The sequence below is a fragment of the Vibrio sp. D404a genome (assembly GCF_030248535.1).
In the GTDB taxonomy this organism is placed as follows: Bacteria; Pseudomonadota; Gammaproteobacteria; order Enterobacterales; family Vibrionaceae; genus Vibrio.
This window is the reverse complement of record NZ_JAHGAJ010000021.1, coordinates 15894-31074: the sequence shown is the minus strand read 5'-3', so window position 1 is coordinate 31074 and position 15181 is coordinate 15894. Positions and strand designations below refer to the sequence as shown.

At 46.7% G+C, this 15181-nt stretch carries 15 protein-coding genes; 5 read left to right on the top strand and 10 right to left on the bottom strand.

Annotation, left to right across the window (positions count from 1 at the left end):
* Positions 1 to 381 precede the first annotated feature (381 nt).
* Positions 382 to 756 carry a DUF4145 domain-containing protein gene (locus KI655_RS13735; protein WP_285353325.1) on the bottom strand — a complete coding sequence of 125 codons (375 nt, stop codon included), beginning with the start codon at positions 754 to 756 and terminating at the stop codon, positions 382 to 384.
* Positions 757 to 1000: 244 nt separating this feature from the next.
* Here KI655_RS13735 and KI655_RS13730 point away from each other — a divergent pair, with 244 nt between their 5' ends.
* Entirely contained in the window at positions 1001 to 1330 is a 330-nt protein-coding gene (locus tag KI655_RS13730) for a DUF2500 domain-containing protein (RefSeq protein ID WP_285405967.1), read from the top strand.
* Positions 1331 to 1357: 27 nt separating this feature from the next.
* On the opposite strand, the gene KI655_RS13725 is transcribed toward KI655_RS13730, so the two are convergent.
* The 7 genes from KI655_RS13725 to rhtB all read right to left on the bottom strand — a co-directional run bounded on the left by KI655_RS13725 (position 1358) and on the right by rhtB (position 7670).
* Positions 1358 to 2371, bottom strand: coding sequence for an acyltransferase (locus tag KI655_RS13725; RefSeq protein ID WP_285405966.1), 1014 nt, complete (start codon positions 2369 to 2371; stop codon positions 1358 to 1360).
* Positions 2372 to 2493: 122 nt separating this feature from the next.
* The gene (arsJ, locus tag KI655_RS13720; RefSeq protein WP_285405965.1) at positions 2494 to 3714 is read right to left on the bottom strand and encodes an organoarsenical effux MFS transporter ArsJ; all 1221 of its coding nucleotides are present in this window, start codon (positions 3712 to 3714) and stop codon (positions 2494 to 2496) included.
* A 96-nt stretch (positions 3715 to 3810) separates the two neighbouring features.
* Positions 3811 to 4302, bottom strand: a complete 492-nt coding sequence (locus KI655_RS13715; RefSeq protein ID WP_285405964.1) for a cyclin-dependent kinase inhibitor 3 family protein — start codon at positions 4300 to 4302, stop codon at positions 3811 to 3813.
* A 25-nt stretch (positions 4303 to 4327) separates the two neighbouring features.
* The gene (locus KI655_RS13710; RefSeq protein WP_285405963.1) at positions 4328 to 5329 is read right to left on the bottom strand and encodes an ArsJ-associated glyceraldehyde-3-phosphate dehydrogenase; all 1002 of its coding nucleotides are present in this window, start codon (positions 5327 to 5329) and stop codon (positions 4328 to 4330) included.
* Between the two features lie 40 nt (positions 5330 to 5369).
* Positions 5370 to 5711, bottom strand: coding sequence for a metalloregulator ArsR/SmtB family transcription factor (locus KI655_RS13705; RefSeq protein WP_285405961.1), 342 nt, complete (start codon positions 5709 to 5711; stop codon positions 5370 to 5372).
* A 97-nt stretch (positions 5712 to 5808) separates the two neighbouring features.
* Positions 5809 to 7029: an EAL and HDOD domain-containing protein gene (locus tag KI655_RS13700; protein ID WP_285405959.1), complete on the bottom strand. Its 1221-nt coding sequence runs from the start codon at positions 7027 to 7029 to the stop codon at positions 5809 to 5811.
* Between the two features lie 23 nt (positions 7030 to 7052).
* Positions 7053 to 7670 carry a homoserine/homoserine lactone efflux protein gene (gene rhtB / locus KI655_RS13695; protein WP_285405957.1) on the bottom strand — a complete coding sequence of 206 codons (618 nt, stop codon included), beginning with the start codon at positions 7668 to 7670 and terminating at the stop codon, positions 7053 to 7055.
* An 80-nt stretch (positions 7671 to 7750) separates the two neighbouring features.
* Between rhtB and KI655_RS13690 the strand changes: the two genes are divergently transcribed.
* The gene (locus KI655_RS13690) at positions 7751 to 8728 is read left to right on the top strand and encodes an alpha/beta fold hydrolase (RefSeq protein WP_285405956.1); all 978 of its coding nucleotides are present in this window, start codon (positions 7751 to 7753) and stop codon (positions 8726 to 8728) included.
* Between the two features lie 156 nt (positions 8729 to 8884).
* Complete coding sequence (locus tag KI655_RS13685; protein WP_285405954.1) at positions 8885 to 9712, top strand: Cof-type HAD-IIB family hydrolase; 828 nt, start codon at positions 8885 to 8887, stop codon at positions 9710 to 9712.
* 85 nt (positions 9713 to 9797) lie between these two features.
* On the opposite strand, the gene KI655_RS13680 is transcribed toward KI655_RS13685, so the two are convergent.
* Positions 9798 to 10265, bottom strand: coding sequence for an EVE domain-containing protein (locus KI655_RS13680; protein WP_285405953.1), 468 nt, complete (start codon positions 10263 to 10265; stop codon positions 9798 to 9800).
* 39 nt (positions 10266 to 10304) lie between these two features.
* Between KI655_RS13680 and KI655_RS13675 the strand changes: the two genes are divergently transcribed.
* Both KI655_RS13675 and KI655_RS13670 read left to right on the top strand, forming a co-directional pair.
* Positions 10305 to 11855: a COG3650 family protein gene (locus KI655_RS13675; protein ID WP_285405952.1), complete on the top strand. Its 1551-nt coding sequence runs from the start codon at positions 10305 to 10307 to the stop codon at positions 11853 to 11855.
* 1 nt (position 11856) lies between these two features.
* Complete coding sequence (locus KI655_RS13670) at positions 11857 to 12456, top strand: tRNA-uridine aminocarboxypropyltransferase (RefSeq protein ID WP_285405951.1); 600 nt, start codon at positions 11857 to 11859, stop codon at positions 12454 to 12456.
* 73 nt (positions 12457 to 12529) lie between these two features.
* Here the strand turns inward: KI655_RS13670 and KI655_RS13665 are convergent, their stop codons facing one another.
* Entirely contained in the window at positions 12530 to 15010 is a 2481-nt protein-coding gene (locus KI655_RS13665) for an EAL domain-containing protein (protein ID WP_285405950.1), read from the bottom strand.
* Positions 15011 to 15181: the final 171 nt, after the last annotated feature.

Sequence of the window (15181 nt, the reverse complement as noted above, 5' to 3'; positions counted from 1 at the left end):
ACTATAGTTACATTAATTAAATCCATAAAAACAACAAGTTAAAACCAAAAAGGACAAACAAAAACCACAACGAACAAATTAAAACCAACATAAAAAACACAGTAAACTTCGCTATTGAGAGCACATATAAGTTAGTTTTCTTGCTTTTTTAGAGCTTTCGAAAGTAATTCTTGATCTAAAGCCAAAAGTAGTGCTATTCTTAATCACATAGCGATAGTTAACCAAATTTAGGAGTAGTGTTATGATTTCATCTTCGCAAAAACAAGGACTTGTAATGATCGCGGTAGTTGTTGGTCTTATGACACTACCGATGATGTACTAATCAAGTACCCAAAAAAGAAAAGGGACGCCATGGCGTCCCTTTTCTTTTATCTAAATCTGTTACTTTGAGAATAGATGTAACGTCAGTACATCCCAATTGGCATAATAGAAACCAGCAGCCGCCAGCGTCATTACCATCATTAAGAGAATGGCGACTCGCCAAATAAAGCGCCCACTTCTTGGGGTCAGCTCTTTCTCACAATCATTACACATCATGATGAACTGGTGATGATCCTCTAATTGCGCATCATGATCATTCACCACCTTGTTTCGGCAAGTGGCGATGTAGCGTAGTTTTACCACCATATCGTGTGGCAATCTCTCTTCACAACTCGTGACCAGTTCGTGCAGCCCTTCTCCCTCAGCGTGATACTGAAGCCGCAATAACTTTTCTATATTACGAGTCCTTGTGACTACTTTTTCAATGTCCGTCATATTGACCCTCCCACTCCACACTCTAATTTTAGTCGAGCATTACCCTATTCTGATACAAATTGATCACGATTTACGTGAGAAAGAGACAATAAATAACAACGTGTTATCCACAATTGGCAATGAAATGTGATATCAGCCGAAAAATAACTCGCTCAACTTACATCAATTCACGAATAGCGGCTTTAAACACATATCCCATGTAGCCAACCGACTAGAATAGCCTCCAGGACTATATGGAGGTTGTATGCCTAATTCACTTTTTCTTGCGATTATTGTACTTGTCGCCCTAGCAGGCTGGGTTTTTGTAAGCTTTTATCGAAAGCATATGCAAGGAGAGAACGCGCCAGAGAAGAAAGTGGATGTCACGGTGCTCGACAAACAATCCATTGACCTACCGGATGCTGAGCCAGGGCAAGAAGACCAAGAATATTGGATCTACGTTCAACGCGGACTGGTTGGCCCAAAACGTGAGTTCCAAGTCGGTATTCATTACTTCCATGCTCTTAATCCTGGGGACAAAGGCACATTAACTTATCAGGGTGACAAGTTCTTGCACTTTGCCCTCAAGCGTTAGCTCCCTCTCGCTGTTGCCTCCTTTCGCTTACGGCAGCAGCCAGCTTGTTTTCTGTGATTTTGCCATCAGCCAACTCATCCACAATGCACCCGCACCGCTGATCACAACCCACAGCGGAATCACCCACGCAGGGTGTCCTTGATACCAACCAAACTCTTTCATTGGCCATAAGAAAATAGGGTGCAGCAGATAAATACCTAAACTGTGCTTACTAATAAAGCCCACTACTTTATTCGACTTTTCAGATAACCCTTCACCAAAGTAACGACACAACATAAACACCATACTTGCAGCCAATACTGTATTGAGTGTTTTGTAAGACAGCCAGCGGCCTACTGTATACTTCTCTGCCGCGAGGCTCGCATCGACCACCATATAAACTGTGGCAAACAAAGCCAAGGCACCCAATATCGTAGTCCCTGTAACCACTGGTGCCGTCAGCGGAAGCTTCTTATACAAGATGTAGCCGAGTGGCAAGTAACCGGTGTAAAGCCACAGCTCATGACTCCAAGGGCCATCAATTTTGAACAAGAACAGTAATGTGGTGAACAACCAGACCGCGGTAAAGCTATAGATGAACGGATCACCATACTTGCGCACCCCAATCTGCAAAAATGGGATCACAAAGTAGAGAGGAATAAAGTAATAAAAGAACCCAAGGTGATAGTAGGTATAGTGATGATAGCTGTTGCTCAACACTTCCCAGCTAACTTCGGCATCAAAACCCGACGCCGACCAACCAGAGAAATAGGTATAAAACAGCGACCAGACGAGAAACGGTATCAGTACCTTACCTAAGCGTCTTCTAAGATAATACTTGGCATCAAACGGGCGCTGGTCACTGAGCATTAAGGCACCGGTTATCAAGATAAAGACAGGCACTGCCCAGCGGCTGAAGCCATTAACCGTTATCGCCGTTAGCCACTCACCGAAGGGAATGGTTCCTAGCTCGTTACGATAGGGTGCCAAAACATGAATCGCGATAACCGCTACGGCCGCGACACATCGTGCTAAATCAAAGAAGAGAATTCGCTGCTTCATGTAAATGCCTGATTAATATTCAATCATTCTACTATAGCAACAAAAAAGCTGACTGGTATGGTGACCAAGTCAGCTTATTGTTAAAGCAAGTCGCGCTCACGAAACAGATCACGCTTTAGAGACTACGCCGTCTTGGTTTGAGGTACCTTAGGTAGCTTCAGTGAAATGAGCGTCGTTAACGCTAAAAACGCGAACGATACCCATAAACAAGCCGATAAGCCTGCCATCTGGAATACCAAGCCAGACAAGATGGTACCAATCAAACGACCCATCGCGTTCGCCATGTAGTAGAAACCCACATCCAGCGATACTCCATCGCCCTTGGCATAGCTCACAATTAGGTATGAGTGAAGCGATGAGTTGACCGCGAAGATAGCACCGAACACCATCAAGCCCACGATAATCACCAGCTCAGGCTGCCAACCGATTTGCACCGCGTAGGCGATACAAGCCGTCACGATAGCCAATGCACCCGCCCACAATAGGGCTGCGTGTCCATCTGGCACCTTACCTTGCGCTTTACCGGTAATCTTAGGTGCTATGCCTTGTACAAAGCCGTAAGCAATGGTCCAAGCCGCTAAGAAGCCACCAACCCAAGAGTGATCCCAGCCAAATACGCTGCCCAGATAAATTGGCAGAGCAATCACAAACCACACGTCACGAGCGCCAAACAGGAACATACGTGCCGCTGATAGGATGTTAATAGACTCAGACTTAGAGAAGATCTGCTTAAACTTAGGCTTGGTTTTCGCCTTACCCATGTCCGCCTCTAAGCTCACCACACTGCCGATGAAGACCAGTGTTAGCACAGCCGCCATCGCAAGCACTGCGTATTGGAAGCCAATGGTTGAGAGCAGCAAACCACCAATAAAGAAGCCAGCACCCTTAAGCGCATTCTTAGATCCCGTCAGAATCGCAATCCACTTATAAAGTGCGCCCTGCTGCTCATCCGGTACTAAGGTCTTAATTGAGCTCTTGGCACTCATCTTATTAAGGTCTTTAGCGATGCCTGACAACGCCTGTGCTGCCATCACCCAAGGTATGGTCAACATCGCCGATGGCAGTGCCAGCATGCCCAAGGCAACGACTTGCATCCCGAGGCCAATATTCATGGTCTTATTGAGACCCAGACGCGCGCCCAACCAACCACCGATTAGGTTCGTCACCACGCCAAAGAATTCATAGAACAGGAACAGTGAGGCGATCTCTAACGAGCTGTAGCCAAGGTCGTAGAAATACAGCACCACCAGCATGCGTAGTGCACCATCAGTAATGGTGAAATTCCAGTAGTTGAAAGTCACCAACATGTATTGGCGAACACTCTTGCTTAGATTTGAAAACATAACGCTATCTCTGCAATCAAAACAAAAAGAGCTTTTGGATCACGATAAGCTAAACACTCAAGATACCAAAAGCTCCTTATCTAACAACGATGACTGTTAGCTATTCGCTACGCCATTAATATACTCAACCTGGATAGGCTTAGTGAAAGCGCCTGGACGCAGTGCTTGAACTTCTTGAACGATCTTATCAAGGTCCCAGCCTTTCTCTAGCAGTAGGTGAGCCGCGAACAAGCCCGTACGACCTGAACCGCCCATACAGTGCATCGCTACTTTCGCACCGCTATCGACGATTTTATGTAGCTCTGGGCTTGCTGCAGACCATTTCGCTGCAAACTCAGCACCCGGTGCACAATCGTCTTCGATTTCGATTTGGAACCACTGCATGCCTAGCGCACGTGTTTTCTCGCCCAGTACTGATACGTCTTTGCTTGCTAGCTCTGCATCATCAAGTGCCGTTACGATAGCTTCAACGCCCTGCTCTTTAAGTTGAGCCAGAGATGCGTCAAGGTCTGCGTCTTTAGTACCTGGGCATGGCGTCAGGATCAGTGCACCTTTCTCAAGGTCTAGTTGCCACGTTGGATGTGTCATAGTGAAATCTCCTAAATGCTCAGGTTTATGCTAAACCAACAGTACGAACTAACTCAGCCGTACGAGTCGCGTAGCCCATCTCGTTGTCGTACCAAGCGTAGATCTTAACCATACGCTTACCAACCAACATGGTAGACAGTGCGTCAACGATAGTAGAACGTTGGTCGCCTTTGTAATCGATAGAAACCAGCGGGCGCTCTTCAAAGCCGAGAATGCCTTTGAGCTCATTCTCAGACGCTTCTTTCAGCATCGCGTTAACTTCTTCTGCTGTCGTGTCTTGCTTCACTTCGAAGATGATGTCAGTCAGAGACGCGTTCGCAAGTGGTACACGAACTGCGTGGCCGTTGATGCGGTTTTCAAGCTCAGGGAAGATCTCAACAATCGCCTTAGCAGAACCAGTTGTTGTTGGGATTAGGCTCATGCCACATGCACGTGCACGACGTAAGTCTTTGTGCGGCGCATCTAGGATAGTCTGAGTGTTAGTTAGATCGTGAATCGTCGTGAATGACGCATTCTCGATACCTAGCTTCTCGTTGATTACCTTAACCACAGGAGCGATACAGTTAGTGGTACAAGATGCTGCCGTTACAATTTTGTGTACTGCAGGGTCAAAGATGTTGTCGTTCACACCAACCACGATGTTTGCAATGCCTTCTTCTTTCACTGGTGCCGATACCACAACACGTTTCACGCCTTGCTCTAGGTATTTGTTTAGGAAAGAAGTCTTACGGTGAACACCTGTTGCTTCAATCACCACATCACAGCCAGACCAATCGATCGCATCGATGTCGCGCTCTTTAGTCGTTTTGATACGCTGACCGTTGATGATCATCTCGTCGCCTTCAACCGCAACTTCGTGGTTCCAACGACCTTGCACTGAATCGAACTCTAAAAGGTGCGCCAGTGTCGCTGTGTCGCCAGCAACGTCATTAATTTGTACAAACTCTAGCTCTTCCCAATCGAAAGCTGCGCGAAGTGCTAGACGGCCGATACGGCCAAAACCATTGATACCTACTTTAACTGTCATTTTGTGTTCTCTCAGTTAGTGGTGAAACTTAAATTAAGAATTAAACGCAACATACTGGGCGTGACTTCATCGACTCTAGACGCTCAATGTCTTGCTGGTATTCAGTTTTCAAACAGTTTGATGCGATAAGGTCATCAATTAACTTTAGCATCCAACCCGGTAAATCTTGTGACAGGCGGTAAAACACCCACTGCCCTTGGCGAACGTCAGTCAAAATGCCGTTTGAACGCAACTGCGCAAGGTGGCGAGAAACCTTTGGCTGACTTTCTTGTAATGCCTGAGTCAACTCACCAACAGAAAGGCACTCTTGGCGCACAATCAACATTAAGCAACGCACTCGCGTTTCATCAGACAGTAATTTAAAAAATTGGTGAGGAAGCATAACTACATACTCATATATGGATATGCGTATATCTTAGTTATAAAAAAACGCACGTCAAGGCGTGCGTTTCAACTGTCATAAAACTTTCACATTCGAGCTAGGTTTGATTAGTAATGCTATGACTCCAGCGCTGAGCCTCTGCCAGCTCTACTTTTACCTGCTCGATACTCAAGCCTAATGTGGCGCAGTACTGCTCAATCTGCTCCCAATCCGCATGCTCAAAGCTCTCTTCCAATGCAAGCAACTGGCCATATGGCCCCTCTCGGCGCAACAGGGCTAGCTTAATGATCTGACAGAGCGGCAGTTGTTCAACTAAGTGTTCTAAGGAGAGATCCAGCAGCGCATCCAACAGGGAAAACAGCCCAATCATAAACGCTTGCTCTGTATGCCCTTCAAAAGGTTGGTAGCGAGACATACGTTGGCAGAACTGAGCACGTTGCAATGACAAGCTATAGAGCTCTTTTGGTTTTTTATCAGAAACGTAGGATGCGACAGCCAAGGAGACAAACATCTTCAGCTTGTCCTGCCCTAGGTAGACCAGTGCTTGGCGAAATGAGGAAATGCTCACTTCCAAACGTGGAGACATGGTATTCACAAAGCGCAGCAGCTTATAAGAGAGCGCCACATCTTTGGCAACGATGTTCTCTACACGCTGAAAGTCCACCTGTGGTTTACAGACTTCCTGAAACAGCTCCATCGCAATCACATGCTCTGGACTGATGTATTTGGTTTTAACAATCTCAGGCTTACTAAAAAAGTAGCCCTGAAAAAACTTAAACCCGGCTTGCTTGGCCTGTTGAAACTCTTCTTCGGTTTCCACACGCTCAGCAAGAAAGCTGTACTTCTTACCTTGGTGCTTTTTCACCAAATCACAGGCCGCCTCCAAACCCATCTGCATGATGTCGAGTTTGACAATATGCGTGTACTTAAGAAACGCCTCCCACTCTGGCGTCGAGGTGAAGTCATCCAGCGCAATCATATAGCCCTGCTGATAGAGGTCTTTCACGGCTTCTAAAAGCTCAGGAGTTGGCGGACATGTCTCCAGTATCTCGATAACGACCTTGTCTTTCGGCAGACTCTGCGGAAGACGACGCAATAGGCTCTGATACGGAAAGTTGATAAAGCAACGAGAAGAAGGGATCGATGGATTCAATCCCACCGACAGAAAGTTCTCGACGATCAGACGATACGTAGCTCGATTCGACTCAATATGCGCTGGATAGGCATTATTTTCCCCATCACGAAACAGCAACTCATAACCTAGTGTATGCTTTTTTCGATTAAAGATAGGTTGTCGGGCGACGTATGTAGCGGTCATTTATTCTATAACTCTATGATTGGTTAAGCCTTGGCAGCAGCAAGTAGCGCGCCGCAACCCATGAACATACCACCAAAAATCTTATTTATCTTACCCATTACGCGATCAGAACGAATAAAACGTCCCATTTGTGATGCCAATGACGTATAACCCAACATAACAACGCTATCAATGAATACCGTGGTAACACCTAAGACCAGTAGTTGCGGTGCTTGAGGTTGTGTTGGATCGATAAACTGCGGGAACAAGGCCACCAAAAAGACGATAGATTTCGGGTTTGTTAGGTTAATCAATACTGCATTGCGTAAAAGTCTAAAGCTCGACAATGATGTACCGTCATCGGTTGCAACCATGCTGGATGTATCACGCCACTTTTGAATACCTAACCAGATCAAGTAAACCACACCAACCCATTTAATCAGCGTAAACGCGAACGCAGATTGAGCCACCAGCGCACCAATGCCCGCACCCACCAGCAAGATATGAAACGCCAAACCAATTTGTAGGCCAGCGATAGAAGCGAGTGATTTGCGTGTACCATAACTTAAACCGTTACTGATTGAGTTCACCGTACCTGACCCAGGCGCTAAACTAAACAGAATTGCCGTCACGACATAAGCGAGCCAAACATGAGTATCCATTGCATTTCCTTAGCAGTACTTTAATCTAATAACATCAATAGCGATAAAAGCGCTCATCAGCATCTTTCAGGTAACTTCTCATGGCAATTAGCGATGCCGCACCTTCTTATTTCACTCAAGAGCCTCAATTTGAGGAAGCGATTAAACACCCGATCTCTGCCTTTTGGCAACAACGAAATGAAGGTTATGTCACCTCATCGAGCAAGAAAAAACTCTACTGGTGTAGCTTTACCTCACCACAGCATAGCAAAGCGATTGTGCTCTCTAACGGGCGTATAGAATGCTGTGAAAAATACCAAGAGCTATTTTACGATCTCTATCACCAAGGTTATGACATTTACTCTTTTGATCACCAAGGTCAAGGGCGTTCACAGCGCAGTGTCCAAGACTCTGACATCGGTCATATTCATGAGTTTGATGATTATGTGCGAGATATGCGAGAGATACTCCAACACTTCCCGCTCGACAAGTATGCGCATCGCTATCTGTTGGCTCACTCGATGGGCAGCACCATTGCGACACGCTACCTGCAGACCACCCCAGATCACCGCTTTGAGAAGGTCGTACTGTGTGCCCCTATGTTTGGCGTCAATACCGAGTGGTACCTTAAGCCCATTGCGATGTTTGTCGCGCAAATTCTCACTGGGATATACGCTAAACCCACCTATGCTCCGGGTCATAAGGCGTATTACTCCAAACCGTTTGAGAACAATTTACTCAGTCACAGCCAAGTTCGCTATCAATGGTTTCGTGGGCTGTATCAAGATAACCCAGAGATTCAGGTTGGTGGGCCAAGTACGCGCTGGGTATGGCAGGGGTTAATGGCCGCCAAACAAGCGATTCAACAGACTCGTCAGATTAAGATTCCCCTTTTGTTGATTCAAGCCGGCAACGAGCAGATTGTTTGTAATAAAGCACAACTAAACTTCATCAATAAACTGCGCAAGACCAATACGCATAGCGAAATGATCACGATTGACGGTGCCAAGCATGAAGTACTGTTCGAAACCGACCAATACCGTAATCAAACCTTAGAGTCGGTTGTTGAGTTCTTCTAAAGGAGTTTGCGAAAGAAATTCGCTAAAGAGGAAGACAAGTAATTGAGCTTTGCCCTCTTTTCTTGTGCGAATTTCACATACAATTTGTCTTACAACACTTGGCATCAATACTCGATTGGTGCCTCTATTAGTCAAGTACGCTGTATCGAGGGTTAAATGACGATTCCTGCACTAAAAGATTCCATCAATATTGTTGCCTCTGATCTTGATGGCACGCTGCTCGCACCCAACCATAAGTTGAGTGACTACACCAAGCAGACATTGAAGAAGTTACACCAGCAAGGCTATACCTTTATCTTTGCCACTGGTCGCCATCACGTTGACGTTGCTGGGATTCGTCAGCTAGCGGGAATCCCTGCCTACATGATCACCTCAAACGGTGCACGTGTGCATGACCAAGACGATAAGCTGATGTACAGCCAGAATGTCCCTCAAGAGCTTGTTCAGCCCGTGGTCGATATTGTTCGTCAGGACCCTGAGATTTTCATTCATATGTACCAAAATGAAGATTGGCTTCTTGATCGCGAAGATGAAATGTTGGCGAAATTCCATAGCGAATCAGGCTTTAGCTACAAGCGTTTTGAAGCCGATCAAGCACCAAATGAAGGCATTGCTAAGGTGTTCTTTACTCACCCAGAGCAAGATCACGAATACTTGGTCACCTTTGAACAGAAGCTTAGAGATGCGTTTGGGGATAAGCTCAACATCGCGTTTTCTACTCCTTGGTGTTTAGAGGTCATGGCTGCTGAGGTATCTAAAGGTCATGCGTTAGAAGCGGTCGCTCAATCACTCGACCTAACCTTAGACAACTGCATTGCATTTGGCGATGGTATGAATGACGCTGAAATGCTGGCGATGGCAGGCAAAGGACTGGTTATGGGCACTTCACATGAGAAAGTGATGCAGGCTCTACCAAACAATGAAGTGATTGGCAGCAATGCCGATGACGCCGTGGCGCATTACCTTGAAGATCACTTACTATAACCAAGAGTAAATCGCGTCAGCGGAAAATATAAAGGCAGCCACTGGCTGCCTTTTTTGAACCTTCCAAAGAGGACAAGCTCTAAAGCTAACGAGATCCCAGCACCTCTTTGCTTAATATCGCCAGCCACTCTTGCTCTGTCACCGGCATAATCGATAAGCGATTGCCGCGCTTTACCAAGGGCATATTCTCAAGCTCAGGCATTGCTTTGAGTGTCGCAAGTGGAATCAAACGTTCTGTGGTTCTGACATACTCGACATCCACCATCACCCAACGAGGGTTATCGGGCGAAGATTTTTCGTCGTAGTAATCGCTCTCTGGGTCAAACTGAAAGTGGTCGGGATAAGCTTCTCTGGTGACTTTGGCAATACCGGCAACTCCGACTTTTTTGCAAGAGGAGTGATAGATCATCACGAGATCACCCAGTTTTACCTCATCGCGCATCATATTACGGGCTTGATAATTACGAACTCCCTCCCAACAAGAGGTGTTTTGTACGCGCAAGGTATGAATAGAGAAGGTGTCGGGTTCTGTTTTAAATAACCAATATGCCATAATAAATCCAATTAACGGTTGCTCCGAGGAAGATATAACATGAAGGTACTTAAAAACCCAGCCGTGTGGCTTACCGCCATCGCTCTGACGGGTTGTAGCCAAACCCAACAATCGACGCCAGAAGCTGAGAAAACACCAGCGGCCAGTCTAGATACACCCAGTACCATTCAACCTCAGACCTTTATTATGCGTGGTCAGGTCATTGTCGGCCATGAGAGTCGCACCTTCACCCCTTGTGGTAGCCAAGAGCAGTACTGGCTGGATATGTCACCTGAATTTGCGCTAGAGGCTCAAGGCCTCTCAAGCGCTCCTTATCAGCCAATGTATGGCGAACTGATTGGTCATCTAACGGTGCCGAGCCAGACTGGCTATAACGCCGACTTCACTGCACGCTTTGTGGTAGACCAAGTCAATATCCTGACCGCAGAAAACCCAAACCGTTGTAATCAACCTCTGAAATCCACACGCGCTTTTGGTAATGAACCCTTCTGGTCTGCACAATTTGAAAAGAGCCGAGTTAAATACGCTCAGATGGGCGATACACCTCAATCTTTCGAGGTGCAATCAAGCCGCATGAGCAACGAGCAACGCAACTATCAGTTGAATGGCGACCAAGGCGATGGCGAGCTGAATCTCACCAAGAGCCGCTGCAACGACACCATGAGTGATAGCTTGTATGGTTGGAGTGCTGAACTCACTATCAATGACAAAACACACAAAGGCTGTGCGACGCTCTCTAATCAAGATCCTACTCTTGAGTGGGCAGACCGCTACTTTGCCAGTTCAACACAGAATGCAGGCTTCTCTGTCACCCTTGAGCTTAATAACGACCATAGCGCCATCACGACCTACTCCTACAGTAATGGCGATAATCCCATTATCGAACAAGGATTCTGGCAGCAACTCAATACTGACCAAGTACAAGTCGTCATGACTCGCCACCAGCAGCAATACCTTATCTCTGAGCGTATTTTCACCCGTGAAGGGAACCAACTAACCGCGAAAAAAGAGCGCGTTGGTAATGTTGTGTACCCAATTGCGGACGGCGGATTGGTGCTGTTCAAAATGAAAGAGCAACGAGATCAGGCGACAAGCTCAAAAGCGGCGGCTGATCTTACTCCACAAAAAATCAACAGCAGTGATCAACTTGATCCCAAAGTCGACCGCGCGATCCGCGATTATTTTAAGATCCACAACACCTCACCTGACGATACACAATATCGTTGGTTAACCTACGATCTTAATGGTGACGGACAAGAAGAACTGCTCACCCAGCTTAACTGGTGTGGCTCTGGTGGTTGCACCCTGCTTATCTTTGAAAACTATCAACAGCAATGGCGCTTCAACAGCCGAGTCACCTTAGTGCAGGGTGAGATCCATTTAGGGCGCGAGCAAAACAACGGCTGGCAGGACTTAGTCTTCAATGTCAGTGGCGGTGGAGCTACGCCTGCCCAACATGTGTTGCAGTATTCAGGCGTCAGTTACCCTCTAAACCCAAGCGTCGCCCCGACAACCACCAGCGACCAAATCAGCCAAGTAACCCTATTTGCTGACGGCATCTCTCCAATGCAGAAAGGGGTTAAGCTCTAGTATGGATAAGCCTGTTTGTTGCCCACAATGTGGCTTCACTCATCAATGTATTTGCGATCAAATCCCAACCATTGAAAGTTCGGTCAACATTGCACTGCTTACCCATGAGAACGAGCTAAGACGCGACACCAATACCGGAAAGCTGCTGCAACAGACACTTCCAAACTGTCACAGTTATGTTTGGCAGCGCAAAGACGCACCAGCTGATTTACTGGACATGATCAATGACGACACGATTCAAGCTCTGCTTCTTTTTCCCAGTGAGCAGAGTATTGATGTCAGCGAAATCGCCGTGACAAGTCCCCAAGGAAATAAAAGGCCGTTGTTTATTATCCTTGACGGGACATGGCAAGAAGCCAAGAAGATGATGAACAAGAGCCCATGGCTGCAGGAGATCCCTCAGGTTCACCTGACACCAAACCTTGAATCGGCCTATACCCTGCGCCGCAATCAAGACTCAGGACACCTATGTACCAGTGAAGTCGGAGGGTTGCTACTCAATCAGTTAGGCGAGACCGAGCAATCCCAGCAACTGGACAACTACTTCCATCACTACTTGAAGGTCTTTCAGGCCGATAAAAGTGGCCATGCATTGAAGTAACCAACAAAAAGAGTGAGTCTAGACTCACTCTGTTTATTAGGTTTCACGTGAAACACAACACTGTGATTAAAAATTAAAAAAGACGTTTCGGCTCACCTAAATAGTACCCTTGCAGATAGTCGACACCCATGTCTTCTGCGATACGACACACCTCTTGGTTATGGACAAATTCGGCGACCGTCTTTGCATTCAATATCTGACATAAGCTGACGAGCTGTTGCGCTATCTTGCGCTGCTTGGTGTCGCGGTCAATATTACGGATCAGGCTGCCATCAAGCTTGATGATCTGAGGTTCGAGTTTGAGGATCTCATCAATATTGGAGTAACCGGAACCAAAGTCATCGACGATGATATTCACACCCAGCTCTCTAAAGTGATTACAGATTTCGATCAGTCGCCCGTAATCTTTTATCTGTTCGGTTTCTAACACCTCTAGCCCTATCCGTTGCGGATGGCTAATACTCTTTATCGCCTGCTCTAAGTGCAACACGGTTTTCTCGTTGGTAAAGTCTTGCGGCGCGAGATTGATACTGAACGAATCCGTTCTATCACTCATAAAGTCAAAGGTGCGAGTGATCATCTGGCGGCTTAAACGAGTGTAGAGGTGTGTCCCCTCGATAATAGGCAGAAACTTCCCGGGCGTGATCAGTTGTCCTTCTTCTTCGATACGCACCAGACACTCATAGCTTTCCACCTGATGAGAGTGAGCAGATACGATCGGCTGAGCACAAGCGACTACGTTCTGGTTCATCACTGCGCGGCTTACACACGACAGCCAGCGCAGTTGCTCTTGCCGTTGTTTCTCCAACTGAACCAAGGTTCTCGCATTAATCAGGTGTTTATTCTGACTAACGGCGCAACGACGCGCGTCAATTGACTTCAGCAGCAGATCATCAATCGATGTTTGCGGAAAGTCACGACGACTGGCAATTCCGGCACCAATTGATACCGATAAATAATCAATATCCGGCAACCCCATTGGTTCAAAATTGACGTGTTCTGTCTCATCAGCAAACTCAGAGAATCGTTGCTGGATATACTCATCGCTGGCCAAGCTATCAAACACCACCGCCCACTCGCCAATGCCAACACTGTAGAGCTGGCACTCCTGCTCGAAAAAACGCGTCAATGCACTTTGGAAGTGCTCACTCAAATCGTGCAGAAGTTTATCGCCAACACGATAACCGTACTTCTCATTAATCTGACTGAATGTGGTGACTTTGAGTGTGAGTAAGTGGCTGGCCCCACCCATTCGCGCCAGTCTTTCACGTAATACACTGCGGTTAGGTAAACCGGTGCGGCGATCAACGCGGTAGCTAGCGGTTAACGCGGTCGCTTGTTGCTGAATCTTGTTGACCATGCTGCTATTCATGTCATCCACATCCATTAAGGCGTTGCGAATCAACGAGAACAGCGGCGATATATTGCTGGCAGGTTGGCTGCTCAATGGGCGGCAATTTTGGTTGCTCCCCTCACCCAATGCCATATAGGTCAAGCTATGGTGAAGTAAGCGTTGCTGCCCTTGTTCTTGAAACAGCTCTCCCATGCAGTAAACGCCGTAGGTGTCTGTCAGTTTTTGGAAGATCTCTACCTCTTGATTTCCTTCGATGAAATCCAAACGAGAGGTGCAGTTGTAAACAAAGAAACATTCAGGTGAATGCAAAGCGGCTTGTTCAACACCAAGCCTCACCTGCTCCAGAGTTAACGATGGATGGTCGTAGCAAAAACGTACCTCTTCACCAACCAGAAACTCACCACTGAATTCCATCTCTCCATGCTCTGTTACCTTTACAGGTAGATGGATATTCTGCTGTTTCGGGTCACCGACCATCAATGGGAAGTTATGCAGTTGCTCAAATGGAACCTCTAGGCCATCGGCAAGGTAACGATTATAGAGCTCACGAATCGGCACACCATCAAGCTCGATAAGATGAGTACCTTGGGCTGCCGTCACACGGAAGGTTTTTCCAATCGGGTTCCACTCAGTGAAATAGCCTCTATTCACCGCCAGATCATCACTGTGAAGCGCCACCATGACATAAGTTTCTTGATAGCAACGTCCATTGCACATCACCCATCGTCCTGATGGCGTGATCGTGGATGCACCACCACAGACCGGTATATCTAAAGGCGAACGTTCAAAGGCATAAAAGAGGTCGTGCTTATCAAGCGTAAGACGGTCCGCAAAGCAGATCGCTGTTTTGGTCTGACTATTACACTCCAACTGACGCATCATGATATCGCTATCGCGAGCCAAGTCATCACTGTACGCCACTGCGGCAGCACTCATGGAAACAGAAGAAAAACAGGTAAATACTGCTAACAGACCTTGGTGTTTCAACTCACCTTTATCGATAAAGTGTTCGGCACTGCAGCCGATCGAGGTCGCAGCGGGAAAACGAGCGTGGATAATCTGACAGGCAGACTCCACCCTCTCTTGATCAAAAGAAGAGAATACTTGAGCCAAAAGCGTGTCACTGGTCGTAAAACCGATGCTCTCTAGCTCAACGGCGAGTTGCTCTATGTCATGTATAAAGAGGGAAAATGACTGCATAACCACATTAATCGCTGCATTAATGATTTGTTATTGTGCTGATTATCGATAAGCCTTGCACGTATTACTTACTATCGTCCTATAAAATCTGTGAGCTCAGTTAAGGATGATTCCGTAATAAATCATAGAATATGCAGCGAATTTCTCGAGATCTGTATGCAAATCACACTG

Coding starts and splice junctions, on each gene's coding strand:
- KI655_RS13715 (WP_285405964.1), bottom strand. CDS start 4,302: ATGACACATCCAACGTGGCAACTAGACCTTGAGAAAGGTGCACTGATC.
- KI655_RS13675 (WP_285405952.1), top strand. CDS start 10,305: ATGAAGGTACTTAAAAACCCAGCCGTGTGGCTTACCGCCATCGCTCTG.
- KI655_RS13735 (WP_285353325.1), bottom strand. CDS start 756: ATGACGGACATTGAAAAAGTAGTCACAAGGACTCGTAATATAGAAAAG.
- KI655_RS13710 (WP_285405963.1), bottom strand. CDS start 5,329: ATGACAGTTAAAGTAGGTATCAATGGTTTTGGCCGTATCGGCCGTCTA.
- KI655_RS13690 (WP_285405956.1), top strand. CDS start 7,751: ATGGCAATTAGCGATGCCGCACCTTCTTATTTCACTCAAGAGCCTCAA.
- KI655_RS13685 (WP_285405954.1), top strand. CDS start 8,885: ATGACGATTCCTGCACTAAAAGATTCCATCAATATTGTTGCCTCTGAT.
- KI655_RS13705 (WP_285405961.1), bottom strand. CDS start 5,711: ATGCTTCCTCACCAATTTTTTAAATTACTGTCTGATGAAACGCGAGTG.
- arsJ (WP_285405965.1), bottom strand. CDS start 3,714: ATGTTTTCAAATCTAAGCAAGAGTGTTCGCCAATACATGTTGGTGACT.
- KI655_RS13730 (WP_285405967.1), top strand. CDS start 1,001: ATGCCTAATTCACTTTTTCTTGCGATTATTGTACTTGTCGCCCTAGCA.
- rhtB (WP_285405957.1), bottom strand. CDS start 7,670: ATGGATACTCATGTTTGGCTCGCTTATGTCGTGACGGCAATTCTGTTT.
- KI655_RS13680 (WP_285405953.1), bottom strand. CDS start 10,265: ATGGCATATTGGTTATTTAAAACAGAACCCGACACCTTCTCTATTCAT.
- KI655_RS13700 (WP_285405959.1), bottom strand. CDS start 7,029: ATGACCGCTACATACGTCGCCCGACAACCTATCTTTAATCGAAAAAAG.
- KI655_RS13725 (WP_285405966.1), bottom strand. CDS start 2,371: ATGAAGCAGCGAATTCTCTTCTTTGATTTAGCACGATGTGTCGCGGCC.
- KI655_RS13665 (WP_285405950.1), bottom strand. CDS start 15,010: ATGCAGTCATTTTCCCTCTTTATACATGACATAGAGCAACTCGCCGTT.
- KI655_RS13670 (WP_285405951.1), top strand. CDS start 11,857: ATGGATAAGCCTGTTTGTTGCCCACAATGTGGCTTCACTCATCAATGT.